Source organism: Pseudomonas sp. UC 17F4 (assembly GCF_900101695.1).
Taxonomy (GTDB): Bacteria; Pseudomonadota; Gammaproteobacteria; order Pseudomonadales; family Pseudomonadaceae; genus Aquipseudomonas.
Window position 1 is genome coordinate 4,469,828 of the sequence record NZ_FNKV01000001.1, and the last position, 18,193, is coordinate 4,488,020.

Sequence of the window (18,193 nt, forward strand, 5' to 3'; positions counted from 1 at the left end):
GCAGCTGTGCACCGGGCCATTAACTGGACACCGAGGGCTTTACTGCATGTCGAAAGAAGACAGCTTCGAAATGGAAGGCACTGTCGTCGACACCCTGCCCAACACCATGTTCCGTGTGGAGTTGGAAAATGGGCACGTCGTTACCGCGCACATCTCCGGAAAGATGCGCAAGAACTACATTCGTATTCTGACCGGTGACAAGGTCCGCGTCGAACTGACGCCTTACGACCTGAGCAAGGGGCGCATCACCTACCGCGCCCGCTAAGCGACACCAACAAAAACGCCCGGCTAAATGCCGGGCGTTTTTGTTGGCCTTTGAAAAGCATCGCGGGTCAAGTCGGGTCGCCGCACCGCCGCCCCTACATGTGGGAGCGGCGGTGCGGCGACCCGACTTGCCCCGCAATCGGCCGCTACGCCATCTCAGCCGTGGTCTCGAAGTCGAACACCAGTTCGCCATCGCGGATGTCGATGTGCACCACACCGCCATGCTCGGCCAGTTCGCCAAACAGGATCTCTTCGGCCAGCGGCCGTTTGATCTTGTCCTGGATCAGCCGCGCCATTGGCCGCGCGCCCATCTGCACATCGTAGCCACCGGCCGCCAGCCAGCCGCGCGCCGCATCGCTCACCTCGAGCAACACGCGCTTGTCTTCCAGTTGCGCCTGCAGCTCGATGAGGAACTTGTCCACCACGCTCTTGATCGTCTCATGGCTGAGGCGGCCAAACTGGATGATGGTGTCCAGGCGATTGCGGAACTCCGGCGTGAAGCTCTTCTTGATCACTTCCATGGCGTCGGATGAGTGATCTTGATGAGTGAAGCCGATCGAAGCTCGCGCAGCGGTTTCAGCACCGGCGTTGGTGGTCATGATGACGATGACGTTACGGAAGTCCGCCTTGCGCCCGTTGTTGTCGGTCAGGGTACCGTGGTCCATCACCTGCAGCAGCAGGTTGAAGACTTCCGGGTGGGCCTTCTCGATCTCATCGAGCAGCAGCACGCAGTGCGGCTGCTTGGTGATGGCTTCGGTGAGCAGGCCGCCCTGGTCGAAACCGACGTAGCCCGGAGGCGCACCGATCAGACGCGAGACGGTATGACGCTCCATGTACTCGGACATGTCAAAGCGTACCAGCTCGACACCCAGGGCCTTGGCCAACTGGCGCGCCGCTTCGGTTTTACCGACACCGGTAGGGCCGGCAAACAGGAACGAACCGACCGGCTTGTCTGGCGCCTTGAGACCGGCGCGTGACAGCTTGATGGCGGTGGCCAGCGAATCGATCGCCGCATCCTGGCCAAACACGGTCAGCTTGAGGTCGCGCTCCAGGTTACGCAGCAGCTCCTTGTCGGAACTGGTGACGTGCTTTGGCGGAATCCGCGCAATCTTGGCGACGATGTCTTCGACTTGCGGCACGTCGATACGCTTGACGCGCATCTCCACCGGCTGCAGGCGCTGGTAGGCGCCAGCCTCGTCGATCACATCGATGGCCTTGTCGGGCATGTGCCGGTCGTTGATGTAGCGCGCTGCAAGCTCGGCAGCGGCGCGCAGGGCCTCATCGCTGTACTCGATGTTGTGGTGGCTCTCGAACCGCCCCTTGAGCCCACGCAGGATGCCCACGGTGTCTTCCACCGATGGCTCGCTCACATCAACCTTCTGGAAGCGCCGCGCCAGGGCCCGGTCTTTTTCGAAGATGCCGCGAAATTCCTGGAAGGTGGTCGAGCCGATGCAACGGATATCACCCGAAGAAAGCAGCGGCTTGAGCAGGTTGGAGGCGTCCATTACCCCACCGGAGGCCGCACCGGCACCGATGATGGTGTGGATCTCGTCGATGAACAGGATCGCCTGCGGGCGTTTGCGCAGCTCATTGAGCAGCGCCTTGAAGCGCTTCTCGAAGTCGCCACGATACTTGGTCCCGGCCAGCAACGCGCCCAGGTCCAGCGAGTAGACCACGCTTTGTGCCAGCAGGTCCGGCACCTGGCCGTCGACGATGCGCTTGGCCAGGCCTTCGGCGATGGCGGTTTTACCGACACCGGCCTCGCCAACCAGCAGCGGGTTGTTCTTGCGCCGACGGGCGAGGATCTGCGCGACGCGCTCGACTTCGAGCTCACGGCCGACCAGCGGGTCGATGCGCCCTTGGCGAGCCTGTTCGTTGAGGTTGCTGGCATAGGCATCCAGGGGATTGCCCGACGATGAAGTTTCGCCGCCGTCCTCGTCCTGCATTTCCTGTTCGCCCTCGGAGTGTTCACCATGGCCCGGCACCTTGGAGATGCCGTGGGCGATGTAGTTGACCACGTCGATACGGGCCACGCTCTGCTGTTTAAGCAGGAACACGGCCTGGCTTTCCTGTTCGCTGAAAATTGCCACCAGCACGTTGGCACCGGTGACTTCACGCTTGCCCGAGCTCTGGACATGGAAGACTGCGCGCTGCAATACACGCTGGAAGCCCAGGGTTGGCTGGGTCTCGCGGTCCTCGTCGTGCACGGGGATCAACGGCGTGGTGGAGTCAATGAACTCCTGCAGGTCGTGTTTGAGTTTGTCGAGGTTTGCGCCGCAGGCGCGCAGAACGGTCGCGGCGGCCTCATTATCCAATAGTGCCAGCAGCAGGTGCTCGACGGTCATGAACTCATGACGTTTCGAGCGTGCCTCCTTGAAGGCCAGATTGAGGGTGACTTCGAGCTCGCGGTTTAACATAGCTTCACCTCATACCCAAGTGGCCGGCGATTAACCGTCCTTCTCGATTTCACAGAGTAGCGGATGCTGGCTTTCCCTTGCGTATTGGTTGACCTGCATGGCCTTGGTCTCGGCGATGTCACGGGTAAACAATCCGCACACTGCCCGTCCTTCTGTGTGGACGGCCAGCATGACCTTGGTCGCCAGCTCGCGATTCAGGTTAAAAAACACCTCGAGCACTTCGACGACGAAATCCATCGGTGTGTAGTCATCGTTAAACAAAACCACCTTGTACATGGGTGGCGCCTGCAGGGCCGGTTTGGCCTCCTGTACCGCCAGGCCAGAACCATCGTCCTCATGCGATTGCGGGCGATCCTGATTGAATGTTAGTCGAATCTGGCTATGTGCATGCATGGAAAGAATTTCATCATTTCGACAGGTTGGTTTATGGGTTGACCGCACAGGCGACGCGGGACAGCCGTCACCTCACCTTGACTATCGGCAAAACGGTGTTACAACCAATAAGAACCCACCGTGGTCGATAAAGATCCGCGCAGTCAACCAGAATTTTCGCAGGTTCATATGCGGATGGAGTGGATGATACTCCAGTGATGGAGTCCTTTGCAGAGGGATATGAGGATGGCAAGCGGTAAAGTCAAGTGGTTCAACAACGCCAAGGGCTATGGCTTCATCAATGAAGACGGGAAAACAGAGGATCTGTTTGCACATTACTCGGCTATCCAGATGGAAGGTTATAAAACCCTGAAAGCCGGACAATCCGTCAGCTTCGAGATCACCCAGGGCCCCAAAGGCTTGCATGCGGTCAAAATCGAGAGTGCGACCGCACCAACCACTGCCTCCCCCACCCCCAGCCCGCAAACGACTGAAGCCTGAGCCGGCGATCAGACAAAAGAAAACCGGCCAGCCCGCAAGGACTGGCCGGTTTTCTTGTGCCGCTTACATGTGCTTGATCAAGGCCTCACCGAAACCGGAGCTGCTGACCAGGGTTGCGCCGTCCATCAGGCGCTCGAAGTCGTAGGTCACGGTCTTGGCGGCGATGGCGCCGTTGGTACCCTTGATGATCAGGTCGGCCGCCTCGGTCCAGCCCAGGTGGCGCAGCATCATCTCGGCCGAGAGAATCACCGAACCAGGGTTGACCTGGTCCTTGCCGGCGTATTTCGGCGCAGTGCCGTGGGTAGCCTCGAACATTGCCACGGTGTCGGACAGGTTGGCACCCGGAGCGATACCGATGCCGCCGACTTCCGCCGCCAGGGCGTCGGACAGGTAGTCACCGTTGAGGTTGAGGGTGGCGATCACGTCGTATTCGGCCGGGCGCAGCAGGATCTGCTGGAGCATGGCGTCGGCGATGGCGTCCTTGACGATGACTTCACGACCGGTTTTCGGGTTTTTGAACTTCATCCACGGGCCGCCATCGAGCAGCTCGGCGCCGAATTCGTTCTTGGCCACTTCGTAGCCCCAGTCCTTGAAGGCACCTTCGGTGAACTTCATGATGTTGCCCTTGTGCACGATGGTCAGCGACTTGCGGTCGTTGTCCACCACATACTGCAGGGCCTTGCGCACCAGGCGCTGGGTGCCTTCTTTAGAGACCGGCTTGATGCCGATGCCGCAATCCTGGTCGAAACGGATCTTGGTGACGCCCATTTCTTCTTTGAGGAACTTGATGACCTTGGTCGCCTCGGGCGAACCGGCCTTCCATTCGATACCGGCATAGATGTCTTCGGAGTTCTCGCGAAAGATCACCATGTCGACGTCGCCCGGCTTTTTCACCGGGCTGGGCACGCCCTGGAACCACACCACCGGGCGCAGGCAGACATACAGGTCCAGTTGCTGGCGCAGGGCCACGTTGAGGGAGCGGATACCGCCACCGACCGGGGTGGTCAGCGGACCCTTGATGGAGACAACGTAGTCCTTGACCGCATCGAGGGTTTCCTGGGGCAGCCAGGTGTCCTGGTCGTATACCTGGGTGGCTTTTTCACCGGCGTAGACTTCCATCCAGGAAATCTTGCGCTTGCCCCCATAGGCTTTCTCTACAGCAGCATCAACCACTTTGATCATGACGGGGCTTACATCTACGCCAATGCCGTCGCCTTCGATGAACGGGATGATCGGATTATCAGGAACATTGAGAGAATGGTCCGCATTGACGGTGATTTTGTCGCCGACTGCCGGAACCTTGATTTTCTGGTATCCCATGCTGCACTCCGTTTTTTTTGGTGTGGTTCGTCATCTGGATCCCCTGAGCGTACCCCAGTTGAACGGCAACGGGAACCTCGTGCGCAAATGCCCTGCGATGGGGCAGCAACGCCTACATCTTTGGTCTAAAAAAGCCCCTGCGACGGGTTGATCTTGATCAATACGACCAAGGCTTTGGTATACTCGCCCGGTGACCAAAGGGTCACTGGGGGCGAACCGTCTGAAACGAGACCCGCGGCCCCGACAAGACTGGGCTGTTACCGCAGTTCAGCCGTTTGACACTCGACTGATGCAATCCACCATCACCGCCCAGAATCTTCGACCTTCTGCTCATGGATGTGTCTGAGCGAAGCGCCTACCCTGCGCACCTCGAGATTCTGCGCACGCTCAGCAAAACAGAGAGTTAACCCGAATATGCCCACCCGATCCAAGATCATCTACACCTTCACCGACGAAGCCCCCGCCCTCGCCACCTATTCACTGCTCCCCGTCATCGAAGCCTTCACCGCTTCTGCCGACATCGCCGTAGAAACCCGGGACATCTCTCTGGCCGGCCGCATCCTTTCTGCCTTCCCTGAACAGCTCGGCGCCGACAAGCAAGTGGCCGACCACCTGGCAGAACTGGGCCAACTGGCAACCACGCCAGAAGCCAACATCATCAAGCTGCCGAACATCAGCGCCTCGGTTCCGCAACTGAAGGCCGCGATCAAGGAACTGCAAGCCAAGGGCTTCAACATTCCTGATTACCCTGAAGCCGCCGCCAGCGATGCCGAGAAAGAAGCCAAGGCTCGCTACGACCGCATCAAGGGCAGTGCCGTCAACCCGGTCCTGCGTGAAGGCAACTCCGACCGCCGCGCACCGCTGTCGGTCAAGAACTACGCACGCAAGCACCCACACAAGATGGGCGCCTGGGCAGCCGACTCCAAGTCCCACGTGGCGCACATGAGCCAGGGCGACTTCTACGGCAGCGAGAAAGCCGCGCTGATCGAAGCCGATGACAGCCTGCGCATCGAACTGCTGGACAAGAATGGCAACACCACCGTTCTGAAAGAAAAAACCGCGGTCAAGGCCGGCGAAATCGTCGACTGCGCGGTCATGAGCACCAAGGCGCTGCGTAAATTCATCGCCGCCGAGATCGAAGACGCCAAAGCCAAGGGCGTCCTGCTGTCGGTCCACCTGAAAGCGACCATGATGAAGGTCTCCGACCCGATCATGTTCGGCCAGATCGTTGCCGAGTACTACCAGGACGCGCTGAACAAGCACGCCGACGTACTGGCGCAGATCGGCTTCAACCTGAACAACGGTATCGGCGACCTGTACGCCCGTATCAAGGCCCTGCCAGCCGAGCAGCAGGCGCAGATCGAAGCTGACGTCAAAGCCGTCTACGACGTTCGCCCGGCCCTGGCCATGGTCAACTCCGACAAGGGCATCACCAACCTGCACGTGCCGAGCGACGTTATCGTCGACGCCTCGATGCCGGCGATGATCCGTGACTCGGGCAAGATGTGGAACACCGAAGGCCAGCTGCAAGACACCAAGGCGGTGATTCCGGACCGTTGCTACGCCACCATCTACCAGGCCGTTATCGAAGACTGCAAGCAACACGGCGCATTCGATCCGACCACCATGGGCAGCGTGCCGAACGTTGGCCTGATGGCGCAGAAAGCCGAAGAGTACGGCTCCCACGACAAGACCTTCCAGGCCAAGGCCGACGGCGTGATCCGCGTGGTTGACGGCAAGGGCAACCTGCTGCTGTCCCAGGACGTCGAAGCCGGCGACATCTTCCGCATGTGCCAGACCAAAGACGCACCGATCCAGGACTGGGTCAAGCTGGCCGTCAACCGTGCCCGCGCCAGCAACACCCCGGCGCTGTTCTGGCTTGACCCGCAGCGTGCCCACGACGGCGTGCTGATCGAGAAGGTCCAGCAGTACCTGAAAGACCACGACACCGCAGGCCTGGACATCCGCGTCCTGTCGCCTGTCGAGGCGATGAAGGTTTCCCTGCAGCGCATCCGTGCTGGCCAGGACACTATCTCGGTCACCGGCAACGTGCTGCGCGACTACCTGACCGACCTGTTCCCGATCATGGAGCTGGGCACCAGCGCCAAGATGCTGTCGATCGTACCGCTGATGAACAACGGCGGCCTGTTCGAAACCGGCGCCGGCGGTTCGGCTCCCAAGCACGTACAGCAACTGGTTGAAGAAAACTTCCTGCGCTGGGATTCGCTGGGTGAGTTCCTGGCCCTGGCCGCCTCCCTGGAGCACCTGGGCAACGCCTACGCCAACCCGAAAGCCAAGGTACTGGCGGCGACCCTGGACCAGGCCACCGGCCAGTTCCTGGACACCAACAAGTCCCCGGCGCGCAAGGTTGGTGGTATCGACAACCGCGGCAGCCACTTCTACCTGACCCTGTACTGGGCCCAGGCCCTGGCCGCCCAGAGCGACGACGCCGCCCTGCAAGCGCGCTTCGCCCCACTGGCAAAAGCCCTGGCCGAGAACGAAGCGACCATCGTCGCCGAGCTCAACGCCGTCCAGGGCAAGCCGGCTGACATCGGTGGTTACTACTACCCGGATGCCGAGCTGACCAGCAAGGTGATGCGCCCGAGCCAGACCTTCAACAGCGCGATTGCCGCGCTGTAAGCTTGAAGGAATGAAAAAACCCCGGCCACGCACCGGGGTTTTTTAGCTTTAAGTATCAAGCTACAAGCTACAAGAAAGAGCCTTGCGCGCACGGCTTTTACTTGTAGCTTGCAGCTTGAAACTTACAACTTAGGGAGAGAATCGACCGTGCGCCCCCACATCACCGTCGCCACCATTATCGAAGACCAGGGCCGCTTCCTCATGGCCGAGGAATTCAAGGCCGGCAAGCACGTCTTCAACCAACCCGCTGGCCACCTGGAGGCCAACGAGAGTCTGCTCGACGCCGCCCGCCGCGAAACCCTCGAAGAAACCGCCTGGGAGGTCGAGCTGACCGGCGTGGTCGGCATCTACCTGTACACCGCCCCCAGCAACGGCGTGACCTACCAGCGCATCTGCTTCGCCGCCCGGGCGCTCAAGCACCACCCCGAGCGGGCCCTGGACAGCGACATCGTGCGCGCCGTGTGGCTGAGCCGCGAGGAGCTGCTGGCCGACCCCGAGCGCTGGCGCAGCGAACTGGTGCCCCGTTGCATCGACGATTACCTGGCCGGCCCGCTGCACAGCCTGGCGTTGATTCGCGACTGACAGCAACGATGCCTTGAAGGCCGCAGCCTGATAGAATCGTTGTCTTTTTCCAGATACACAGCCGGTACCTATGACCAGTCCAGCACTTTACGAACCCGAAAAGACACGCGTTATCGTCGGCATGTCCGGCGGCGTGGACTCTTCCGTCTCCGCCCTCCTGCTGATGGAGCAGGGCTACCAGGTGGAAGGCCTGTTCATGAAGAACTGGGAAGAGGACGACGGCACCGAATACTGCACCGCCCGCGAAGACCTGGCCGATGCCCAGGCCGTGTGCGACCGCATCGGCATCAAGCTGCATACCGCCAACTTCGCCGCCGAATACTGGGATAACGTCTTCGAGCACTTCCTGGCCGAATACAAGGCCGGACGCACGCCAAACCCGGACATCCTCTGCAACCGCGAAATCAAGTTCAAGGCCTTCCTCGACTACGCGCTGATGCTCGGTGCCGACCTGATCGCCACCGGTCACTACGTGCGCCGCCGCGACACCGATGGCCGTACCGAACTGCTCAAGGGCCTGGACCCGAACAAGGACCAGAGCTACTTCCTGCACGCCGTCGGCGGCAAGGAAATCGCCCGCACGCTGTTCCCGGTCGGCGAGCTGGAAAAACCCGAAGTGCGTGCCATCGCCGAGAAACACGGCCTGGCCACGGCCAAGAAGAAAGACTCCACCGGCATCTGCTTTATCGGCGAGCGGCGCTTCAGCGACTTCCTCAAGCAGTACCTGCCCGCGCAGCCGGGCGAGATCCAGACCACCGACGGCGAAGTCATCGGTCGTCACCATGGCCTGATGTACCACACCATTGGCCAGCGCCAGGGCCTGGGCATCGGCGGCCTGAAAGACGCCGGCGACGAGCCGTGGTACGTGCTGGAAAAAGACCTGACCCGCAACGTGCTGGTGGTCGGCCAGGGCAACGAACACCCCTGGCTGTTCTCCCGCGCCCTGCTCGCTTCAGAAATTTTCTGGGTCAACCCGATTGACCTTTCCAGCCCACGGCGCCTGACCGCCAAGGTGCGCTACCGCCAGAGCGACCAGCACTGCACCCTGGAGCAAACCCCGGGCGGCTACCGCGCGGTGTTCGACGAGCCGCAGCGGGCCGTGACCCCAGGCCAGTCGGTGGTGTTCTATGACGGCGAAATCTGCCTCGGCGGCGGCGTGATCGAAACCGCCGAGCCGTGGAGCGCGCGCGCATGAATGCCATGCAAGAGCAGTTGATCGCCCTGGGCGGCGTGTTCCAGGCTGCAGTGCTGGTCGACCGTATCGCCCGCACCGGCCAGGCCAGCGAGGCCAACCTCGGCTGCATGCTCGGCAGCCTGCTGGTACGCGACCCCAAGGACACCCTGGAGGTGTTCGGCGGTGACGACCTGAACCTGCGCGACGGCTACCGTGCCCTGGCCAGCGCCCTGGAGCGCGACCCCGGCAGCCTGCAGCGCGAGCCGCTGCGCTATGCCCTGTCGATGCTGGGCCTTGAGCGCCAGCTGGCCAAGCGCGGCGACATGCTTGACGCGATTGGCAACCGCCTGCCGCAAATCCAGTCCCAGGCCGAGCATTTCGGCCTGGTGCATGAAAATGTCATCGCTTCCAGCGGCGCCCTGTACCAGGACACCCTGAGCACCCTGCGCCAGCGCATCCAGGTGCACGGCGACATGCGCCACCTGCAGCAGCCCAGCAACGCCTCGAAGATTCGCGCCCTGCTGCTTGCCGGCATCCGCGCCGCGCGCCTGTGGCGGCAGCTCGGCGGGCATCGCTGGCAGCTGGTGATCAGCCGGCGCAAACTGCTCAAAGAGCTGTATCCGATGTTGCGTGGCTGATAAAGCCATCGCGGGTCAAGCCCGCTCCCACAGAGGCTTCCTTCAACCTGTGGGAGCGGGCTTGACCCGCGAAAAAGCCAAAGAATTACCGGCAGACCATTTGTCAGCCACCCGACCCGGGCGCGTTTTTCATGTATGATATGCGCCCTTTTCAAAGCCTGACTGTCCGAGAACACCCCATGCAGCTTTCCTCGCTCACTGCGGTTTCCCCTGTTGACGGCCGCTACGCCGGCAAAACCCAGGCCCTGCGCCCTATTTTCAGCGAATACGGCCTGATCCGTTTCCGCGCCCTGGTCGAGGTTCGCTGGCTCCAGCGCCTGGCCGCCCACCCGCAAATCGCCGAGGTTCCGGCTTTTTCCGCCGAAGCCAACGCCCTGCTCAACGGCCTGGCCGATGAGTTCGCCCTCGAGCACGCCGAGCGCGTCAAAGAGATCGAGCGCACCACCAACCACGACGTCAAGGCCATCGAGTACCTGCTCAAGGAGCAGGCTGCCAAGCTGCCGGAGCTGGCCAAGGTCAGTGAATTCATCCACTTCGCCTGCACCAGCGAGGACATCAACAACCTGTCCCACGCCCTGATGCTGCGCGAAGGCCGCGACAGCGTGCTGCTGCCGCTGATGCGCCAGATCGCCCAGGCCATCCGCGAGCTGGCCCACCGCTTCGCCGACGTGCCGATGCTGTCGCGCACCCACGGCCAACCGGCTTCGCCGACCACCCTGGGTAAAGAGCTGGCCAACGTCGTCTACCGTCTGGAGCGCCAGATCGCTCAGGTTGCCGCCGTGCCGTTGCTGGGCAAGATCAACGGCGCCGTGGGCAACTACAACGCCCACCTGTCGGCCTACCCGCAAATCGACTGGGAAGCCAACGCCCGCGCTTTCATCGAAGACGAGCTGGGCCTGGTGTTCAACCCCTACACCACGCAGATCGAGCCGCACGACTACATCGCCGAGCTGTTCGACGCGATCGCCCGCTTCAACACCATCCTGATCGACTTCGACCGCGACGTCTGGGGTTACATCTCCCTGGGCTACTTCAAGCAGCGCACCATCGCTGGCGAAATCGGCTCCTCGACCATGCCGCACAAGGTCAACCCGATCGACTTCGAAAACTCCGAAGGCAACCTGGGTATCGCCAACGCCCTGTTCCAGCACCTGGCCAGCAAGCTGCCGGTGTCGCGCTGGCAGCGTGACCTGACCGACTCCACCGTGCTGCGCAACCTGGGCGTCGGTTTCGCCCACAGCGTGATCGCCTACGAGGCCAGCCTCAAAGGCATCAGCAAGCTGGAAATCAACCAAGCGCGTATCGCCGAAGACCTCGACGCCTGCTGGGAAGTGCTCGCCGAGCCGATCCAGACCGTCATGCGCCGCTACAACATCGAGAACCCCTACGAGAAGCTTAAGGAGCTGACCCGTGGCAAAGGCATCAGCCCCGAAGCGCTGCTGACCTTCATCGATGGCCTGGACATGCCTGCAGAGGCTCGCAGCGAGCTGAAGAAGCTGACGCCAGCCTCCTACATCGGTAATGCCGCGGCTCAAGCCAAACGCGTCTGATCTGCGCCCTGCGCGTAAACGCCCGGCTCAGCCGGGCGTTTTTATTACCGAAAGAAAATTACTTTTTTTCAATAGGTTACACATGAATCCTGATACTCCTCTGCAGCTTCTGGGCGGCCTCACTGCCCGCGAATTCATGCGCGACTACTGGCAGAAGAAACCCCTGCTGGTGCGCCAGGCCTTCCCGGACTTCGAAAGCCCGATCGATGCCGACGAACTGGCCGGCCTGGCCCTGGAAGAAGAAGTCGAATCGCGCCTGGTCATCGAACATGGCGAGCGCCCTTGGGAGCTGCGCCGCGGCCCGTTCGAAGAAGACGCCTTCAGCACCCTGCCCGAGCGCGACTGGACCCTGCTGGTGCAAGCGGTCGATCAGTTCGTGCCGGAAGTCGGCGAGCTGCTCGAGCACTTTCGCTTCCTGCCAAGCTGGCGCATCGACGATGTGATGATCAGCTACGCCGCGCCCGGCGGCAGCGTCGGCCCGCACTTCGACAACTACGACGTGTTCCTGCTGCAAGGCCAGGGCAAGCGCAACTGGAAGATCGGCCAGATGTGCGACAGCGACAGCCCGCTGCTGGAGCACGCCGACCTGCGCATCCTGGCTGAATTCGAACAGAGCGAGGAGTGGTCCCTGGAGCCCGGCGACATGCTCTACCTGCCGCCGCGCCTGGCCCACTACGGCATTGCCGAAGATGACTGCCTGACTTACTCGGTAGGCTTCCGCGCCCCGGGCGCCGCTGAAGTGCTGACCCACTTCACCGACTTCCTCAGCCAGTTCCTGCCTGACGAAGAGCGCTACACCGACGCCGATGCCGAGCCGGTCAGCGACCCGCACCAGATCCAGCACGATGCCCTCGACCGCCTGAAGAAGCTGCTCACCGAACACATGGGGGACGAGCGCCTGCTGCTGACCTGGTTCGGCCAGTTCATGACCGAGCCGCGTTATCCGGAGCTGGTCAGCGGCGAGCCGCTGGACGAAGCCGACCTGATCGAGAGCCTGGCCGAAGGCGCGATCCTGATCCGCAACCCGAGCGCGCGCCTGGCCTGGTCGGAAGTCGATGACAACCTGCTGCTGTTCGCCAGCGGCCAGAGCCGCCTGCTGCCGGGCGAGCTGCGCGAGCTGCTGAAGCTGATCTGCGCCGCCGACGCGTTGCACATTGAAAACCTTGAGCAGTGGCTTGAAAACGATCAAGGCATTACCTTGATCTGCGAACTGGTCAAACAAGGAAGCCTGGGGTTCGCCAATGAATAAGATTCGCGTCCGTCTCGCCGACTGGCAAAAAGACAACGCTGACATCCGCCGTATTCGTGAAGCCGTGTTCATCGCCGAACAGAACGTGCCGCCGGAGCTGGAGTGGGATGCCGACGACAACACCGCCGTGCATTTCCTCGCCATGGAAGGTGACTACGCCATCGGCACCGCGCGCCTGCTGCCTGACGGCCAGATCGGCCGGGTTTCGGTGCTCAAGGACTGGCGCGGGCTGAAGGTTGGTGACGCGCTGATGCAGGCGGTCATCGTCGAAGCACAGAACCGCGACCTCAAACAGCAGATGCTCAGCGCCCAGGTGCATGCCACGCCGTTCTACGAGCGCCTTGGCTTCAAGGTGGTCAGCGAAGAGTTCCTCGAGGCGGGCATTCCGCACGTGGACATGGTGCGCGAGTCGCGCGAGCTGGCCTGATAATCCATCGCGGGGCAAGTCGAGGCGTCGCACCGCAGCTCCCACCAGGCCTGGTGGGAGCTGCGGTGCGACGCCTCGACTTGCCCCGCGATGAAGCCAGCAAAACCCCTACAAATTTGCCATCATGTCCACTCCACCCGCGGAGATCATGGACATGCCGCTACGCCCCCTTCTCGCCTCCCTGCTTCTGTCGTTCAGCCTGAGTGCGCTGGCCGCCACCGAAGTCCTGCCGCTGAGTCACCGCACCAGCGCTGAAATCCTCCCCACCGCGCAAGCCTTCATCGGCAAGGACGGCAGCGTCAGCGCCTTTGAAAACAAACTGATCGTCAACGCCGAACCCGAACGCATCGACGACCTGCGCACCCTGCTGCAGCAACTGGACACCGCGCCGCGCAGGCTTCTGATCAGCGTCGACAACAACGACAGCAACTTCCAGGACAACCGCGGCAATGCCCGGGTCATCCGCTACGGCACCGCCAACCGCGAAGGCGGCCTGCAACAGGTGCAAGCCAGCGAAGGCAGCCCGGCGCTGATCCAGGTCGGCCAGAGCATCCCGATCACCAGCACCAGTACCGATGGCTACGGCCGGGTGCAGAGCGACACCGAATACCGCAACGTCACCCAGGGCTTCTACGTCACCGCCAGCGTTACTGGCGACACCGTGCACCTGAACATCAGTACCAACAATGACCGGATGAGCCAGGAACGTCCTGATGTAGTGAAGGTGCAAAGTACCGACACAAAAGTCAGCGGCAAGCTCGGTGAGTGGATCACCTTGGCCGGGGTCAACCAGCAGAGTCAGTCCGAACGCAGTGCTTCAACGCTCAGTTACAGCACCCAGCGCGGTGAAAACATGACATTGCGGGTAAAAGTCGACGCTTTGGACTGAACCCAGACAAATCAAGGCCTCGACCAAAGGCCTCGAAACTGACTGAGGAGTCGCATTAGACGAAAGATGTAGTGGTGATAAAAAACCACTACAAAACATTTGACGACCCCGAACCGCCGAGGCATGATGGCCCCGCTCCCGCTAATCAGAGGCCCTGGCAAGGGCTTTCGAGCCGCGCTCTAACCTACCCACCTGAGCCGACTCGTGTCTGTACCGCCCACAAGGCAGTTTGACGAGATTGCGACTGGAACGAAGTTGTCCCGAGGGACGGAAGCGCATCAAAAGGTACCCGGCAGCACTGTTCACTGCAGTTCGGCAACCACGAGCCACCCTGCAGCGAAAACCTCGCCCACCTGCTCACTTCCCCCTTCGAGCCCCATCGTTCGACCGTCGCATATTTCGCCCATACTGACCTTTGCCAGGCTTCTGATCTGCGCAGTAGAGAGCGAGAATTTTTACCCAAGACCGATGCGACGAGGTTTATTTCCATGGCACTGACACGCGAACAGCAAATTGCAGCCCTCGAAAAAGACTGGGCCGAGAACCCGCGCTGGAAAGGCGTGACCCGTACCTACACCGCCGCTGATGTCGTTCGTCTGCGTGGCTCGATCCAGCCTGAGCACACCCTGGCCCGTCTGGGTGCCGAGAAGCTGTGGAAGCTGGTCACCCAGGGCGCACACCCGTCCTTCCGTCCAGAAAAAGATTTCGTCAACTGCATGGGCGCCCTGACCGGCGGCCAGGCTGTACAACAGGTCAAAGCCGGTATCCAGGCCATCTACCTGTCCGGCTGGCAAGTGGCTGCCGACAACAACTCGGCCGAATCCATGTACCCGGACCAGTCGCTGTACCCGGTGGACTCGGTGCCAACCGTGGTCAAGCGCATCAACAACTCGTTCCGTCGCGCTGACCAGATCCAGTGGAAAGCCGGCAAGAACCCGGGCGACGAAGGCTACATCGACTACTTCGCGCCGATCGTGGCTGACGCCGAAGCCGGTTTCGGTGGCGTACTGAACGCCTACGAGCTGATGAAGAACATGATCGAAGCAGGCGCCGCCGGCGTGCACTTCGAAGACCAGCTGGCCTCGGTGAAAAAATGCGGCCACATGGGCGGCAAGGTACTGGTTCCTACCCAGGAAGCCGTACAGAAGCTGAGCGCTGCCCGTCTGGCGGCCGACGTTGCCGGCGTACCGACCATCATCCTGGCCCGTACCGACGCCAACGCCGCTGACCTCTTGACCAGCGACTGCGACCCGTACGACCAGCCGTTCGTGGTTGGCGAGCGTACCCAGGAAGGCTTCTACAAGGTTCGTGCCGGCCTCGATCAAGCCATCGCCCGCGGCCTGGCCTACGCGCCATACGCCGACCTGATCTGGTGTGAAACCGCCAAGCCGGACCTGGACGAAGCCCGCCGCTTCGCCGAAGCGATCAAGAAGGAATACCCGGACCAGATCCTGTCGTACAACTGCTCGCCTTCCTTCAACTGGAAGAAGAACCTGGACGACGCCACCATCGCCAAGTTCCAGCGCGAACTGTCGGCCATGGGCTACAAGCACCAGTTCATCACCCTGGCCGGTATCCACAACATGTGGCACGGCATGTTCAACCTGGCGCACGACTACGCCCGCAACGACATGACCGCCTACGTCAAGCTGCAAGAGCAGGAATTCGCTGACGCCTCGAAAGGCTACACCTTCGTCGCCCACCAGCAGGAAGTCGGCACCGGCTACTTCGACGACATGACCACCGTGATCCAGGGTGGCAAGTCTTCGGTAACCGCACTGACCGGTTCGACTGAAGAAGAGCAGTTCCACTGATCGCTGATCGGTTGCTGACATTCGGGTAACACGCAAGACCCGGGGCCTGTGATGGGGCCCCGGGTTTTGTTTTTTGTGGGAGCGGGCTTGCCCCGCGATAGCGATGTTGCTGATTGACCGCTATCGCGGGTCAAGCCCGCTCCTACAGGCTATGCTAGGTGCACAACAACACCAAGGATCGGCCATGTCCCGCCCTGTCACCCTGCTCTGCCTGGCCCTGCTGGGCGCAGCCTTCTATATATATGCACTGGCCAGCGCCAATGCACTGCTGGGGCTGGCGGTCAAGCCGATCCCGGTGCTGGCGCTGATCTACTGGCTTAGCACCGCAGAGCCAACCCCCTACCGGCGCTGGATCATCATTGGCCTGGGCTTTTCCTTGCTCGGCGACATCCTCCTGGCCGTACCGGGCGACCTGTTCGTGTTTGGCCTGGCGGCCTTTCTCTGCGCGCACCTGGCCTACCTGCGCGGCTACCTGGGTGAGAACCGCCAGCTGGCGCCCGCGGCCCTGCTCGGTTCGGCGATTGTCGGCGCGTTACTGCTGGGGCTGCTGATCAGCTCCGGCCTGGGTGAACTGCTGATACCGGTCACCGTGTACGCCCTGGCCATCAGCGCCATGCTCTGGCGCGCCCTGGCCTGTGGCGGCCTGGCAGCGCTGGGCGCGGTGTCTTTCGTGTTTTCCGACAGCCTGATCGGCATCGACCGCTTCGTCAGCCCGTTCGGCGCCGCCCAGTACCTGATCATCATTGCCTACTGGCTGGGGCAATGGGCGATTGCCGCCTCGGCCTACACCAGGCAACCGGCAAAAGCCTTGATCCAGAGCGCGGCGGGGCAAGAAAAAACAGGTTAAAACACAGGGTGTGGAAACTTGCGGGTGACGACCATGTTGCACAACTTTGTAGTTGACTCGAACAGTAGGACTAATCGCACCGCTTCAAATGATATTAATTATCATTACGAAGTTGCTGGTTCATTACGTTTTACAAGAAACATAATTAACAGAACCCGGGGCAATGCCCGGCCTGCGTGGCCTGCAGCCTGTTACGAAAGATTTTTGTTCTTAATCTTACGAATAAATTTGCTGCAGAAATTTTACTTGCACCGGGTTTACCCATAAAATCAGCGCGATAGATTCCGCTGCGACATATCGTCACTGCTCTACTTCTTTTCAAGCCGCAGAGACTGGTCTCTGTATAAGGATTTTCAGCATGCCCGATTCGACAGGACTCATCGCCCACAACTGGGGCTTTGCCATTTTCCTTTTGGGTGTCGTAGGCCTGTGTGCCTTCATGCTCGGTCTGTCCGCCCTGCTCGGCAGCAAGGCCTGGGGCCGCAGCAAGAACGAACCCTTCGAGTCCGGCATGCTGCCCACTGGCGGCGCCCGCTTGCGCCTGTCAGCCAAATTCTATCTGGTCGCGATGCTGTTCGTGATCTTCGATATCGAAGCCCTCTTTCTCTTTGCATGGTCTGTGTCCGTCCGCGAAAGCGGCTGGACCGGATTCGTCGAAGCACTCGTTTTCATAGCAATTCTGTTGGCAGGTCTTGTCTACCTATGGCGCGTCGGGGCACTTGATTGGGCTCCCGAAGGTCGTCGCAAGCGGCAAGCGAAGCTGAAACAATGAGGCTTTGGCAATGCAATACAATCTCACCAGAATCGACCCGGATGCTCCCAACGAGCAATATCCAATCGGAGAGCGGGAAACCGTCTCCGATTCGCTGCTAGAGGACCAGGTCCACAAGAACATCTTCATGGGCAAACTTGAAGATGTGCTCAGTGGCGCGGTCAACTGGGGGCGTAAGAACTCCCTGTGGCCGTACAACTTCGGCCTCTCCTGCTGCTACGTGGAAATGACCACGGCCTTCACGGCACCCCACGACATCGCCCGCTTCGGCGCCGAAGTCATCCGGGCATCGCCGCGTCAGGCCGACTTCATGGTCATCGCCGGCACCTGCTTCATCAAGATGGCGCCGATCATCCAGCGCCTGTACGAGCAGATGCTCGAACCCAAGTGGGTCATCTCCATGGGTTCGTGCGCCAACTCCGGTGGCATGTACGACATTTACTCGGTCGTTCAGGGGGTCGACAAGTTCCTCCCCGTGGATGTCTACGTGCCTGGCTGCCCGCCTCGCCCTGAAGCCTTCCTGCAAGGCCTGATGCTGTTGCAGGAGTCGATTGGCCAGGAGCGTCGTCCTCTTTCCTGGGTTGTCGGTGATCAAGGCATTTACCGTGCCGAGATGCCGTCGCAGAAAGAGCAACGCCGTGAACAGCGCATCCAGGTCACCAACCTGCGCAGCCCCGACGAAGTCTGATCCAGCGACCTGTTGCCTGCGCATGCGCGACAGGCAGCCTGGCTTCATT

The 18,193-nt window shown here is 61.2% G+C and carries 17 protein-coding genes; 14 read left to right on the forward strand and 3 right to left on the reverse strand.

Annotated features, from left to right (window positions below; all coding sequences use genetic code 11):
- Nucleotides 1-46: 46 nt before the first annotated feature.
- A complete protein-coding gene (gene infA / locus BLR26_RS20340; protein WP_002553999.1) occupies nucleotides 47-265 on the forward strand; it encodes a translation initiation factor IF-1 in 219 nt (72 codons plus the stop codon).
- Nucleotides 266-410: 145 nt separating this feature from the next.
- Here infA and clpA read toward each other — a convergent pair whose 3' ends face one another.
- Both clpA and clpS read right to left on the reverse strand, forming a co-directional pair.
- The gene (gene clpA, locus BLR26_RS20345; protein WP_093384901.1) at nucleotides 411-2,681 is read right to left on the reverse strand and encodes an ATP-dependent Clp protease ATP-binding subunit ClpA; all 2,271 of its coding nucleotides are present in this window, start codon (nucleotides 2,679-2,681) and stop codon (nucleotides 411-413) included.
- A gap of 30 nt (nucleotides 2,682-2,711) precedes the next feature.
- Nucleotides 2,712-3,074 carry an ATP-dependent Clp protease adapter ClpS gene (clpS, locus tag BLR26_RS20350; RefSeq protein ID WP_009400967.1) on the reverse strand — a complete coding sequence of 121 codons (363 nt, stop codon included), beginning with the start codon at nucleotides 3,072-3,074 and terminating at the stop codon, nucleotides 2,712-2,714.
- 225 nt (nucleotides 3,075-3,299) lie between these two features.
- Between clpS and cspD the strand changes: the two genes are divergently transcribed.
- A complete protein-coding gene (gene cspD / locus BLR26_RS20355) occupies nucleotides 3,300-3,554 on the forward strand; it encodes a cold shock domain-containing protein CspD (RefSeq protein WP_093384904.1) in 255 nt (84 codons plus the stop codon).
- 63 nt (nucleotides 3,555-3,617) lie between these two features.
- Here cspD and icd read toward each other — a convergent pair whose 3' ends face one another.
- Nucleotides 3,618-4,874 carry an NADP-dependent isocitrate dehydrogenase gene (gene icd / locus BLR26_RS20360; RefSeq protein ID WP_045201398.1) on the reverse strand — a complete coding sequence of 419 codons (1,257 nt, stop codon included), beginning with the start codon at nucleotides 4,872-4,874 and terminating at the stop codon, nucleotides 3,618-3,620.
- Between the two features lie 414 nt (nucleotides 4,875-5,288).
- Between icd and BLR26_RS20365 the strand changes: the two genes are divergently transcribed.
- The 12 genes from BLR26_RS20365 (at nucleotide 5,289) to BLR26_RS20420 (ending at nucleotide 18,144) form a co-directional block, all read left to right on the forward strand.
- A complete protein-coding gene (locus BLR26_RS20365) occupies nucleotides 5,289-7,514 on the forward strand; it encodes an NADP-dependent isocitrate dehydrogenase (RefSeq protein WP_045201397.1) in 2,226 nt (741 codons plus the stop codon).
- Nucleotides 7,515-7,661: 147 nt separating this feature from the next.
- Nucleotides 7,662-8,096, forward strand: coding sequence for an NUDIX hydrolase (locus BLR26_RS20370; protein ID WP_093384907.1), 435 nt, complete (start codon nucleotides 7,662-7,664; stop codon nucleotides 8,094-8,096).
- A 70-nt stretch (nucleotides 8,097-8,166) separates the two neighbouring features.
- On the forward strand, nucleotides 8,167-9,291 hold the full coding sequence (gene mnmA / locus BLR26_RS20375; RefSeq protein ID WP_045201396.1) for a tRNA 2-thiouridine(34) synthase MnmA: 1,125 nt from the start codon (nucleotides 8,167-8,169) through the stop codon (nucleotides 9,289-9,291).
- Complete coding sequence (hflD, locus tag BLR26_RS20380) at nucleotides 9,288-9,908, forward strand: high frequency lysogenization protein HflD (RefSeq protein WP_038996036.1); 621 nt, start codon at nucleotides 9,288-9,290, stop codon at nucleotides 9,906-9,908. The genes mnmA and hflD overlap by 4 nt, the downstream gene beginning before the upstream one ends.
- A gap of 179 nt (nucleotides 9,909-10,087) precedes the next feature.
- Nucleotides 10,088-11,458, forward strand: a complete 1,371-nt coding sequence (gene purB / locus BLR26_RS20385) for an adenylosuccinate lyase (protein WP_010226761.1) — start codon at nucleotides 10,088-10,090, stop codon at nucleotides 11,456-11,458.
- 82 nt (nucleotides 11,459-11,540) lie between these two features.
- Complete coding sequence (locus tag BLR26_RS20390; RefSeq protein ID WP_045201394.1) at nucleotides 11,541-12,707, forward strand: ribosomal protein uL16 3-hydroxylase; 1,167 nt, start codon at nucleotides 11,541-11,543, stop codon at nucleotides 12,705-12,707.
- Complete coding sequence (locus BLR26_RS20395) at nucleotides 12,700-13,134, forward strand: GNAT family N-acetyltransferase (RefSeq protein ID WP_038996039.1); 435 nt, start codon at nucleotides 12,700-12,702, stop codon at nucleotides 13,132-13,134. The genes BLR26_RS20390 and BLR26_RS20395 overlap by 8 nt, the downstream gene beginning before the upstream one ends.
- A 154-nt stretch (nucleotides 13,135-13,288) precedes the next feature.
- Complete coding sequence (locus BLR26_RS20400; protein WP_256326748.1) at nucleotides 13,289-14,023, forward strand: secretin N-terminal domain-containing protein; 735 nt, start codon at nucleotides 13,289-13,291, stop codon at nucleotides 14,021-14,023.
- 488 nt (nucleotides 14,024-14,511) lie between these two features.
- Nucleotides 14,512-15,837 (forward strand): isocitrate lyase, encoded by a 1,326-nt coding sequence (gene aceA, locus BLR26_RS20405; RefSeq protein WP_038996041.1) that lies wholly within the window; start codon nucleotides 14,512-14,514, stop codon nucleotides 15,835-15,837.
- A gap of 184 nt (nucleotides 15,838-16,021) precedes the next feature.
- Nucleotides 16,022-16,684, forward strand: a complete 663-nt coding sequence (locus BLR26_RS20410; protein WP_045201393.1) for a lysoplasmalogenase — start codon at nucleotides 16,022-16,024, stop codon at nucleotides 16,682-16,684.
- A gap of 358 nt (nucleotides 16,685-17,042) precedes the next feature.
- Entirely contained in the window at nucleotides 17,043-17,456 is a 414-nt protein-coding gene (locus BLR26_RS20415) for an NADH-quinone oxidoreductase subunit A (protein ID WP_010220397.1), read from the forward strand.
- Nucleotides 17,457-17,466: 10 nt separating this feature from the next.
- Entirely contained in the window at nucleotides 17,467-18,144 is a 678-nt protein-coding gene (locus tag BLR26_RS20420) for an NADH-quinone oxidoreductase subunit B (protein WP_010220398.1), read from the forward strand.
- Nucleotides 18,145-18,193 lie beyond the last annotated feature (49 nt).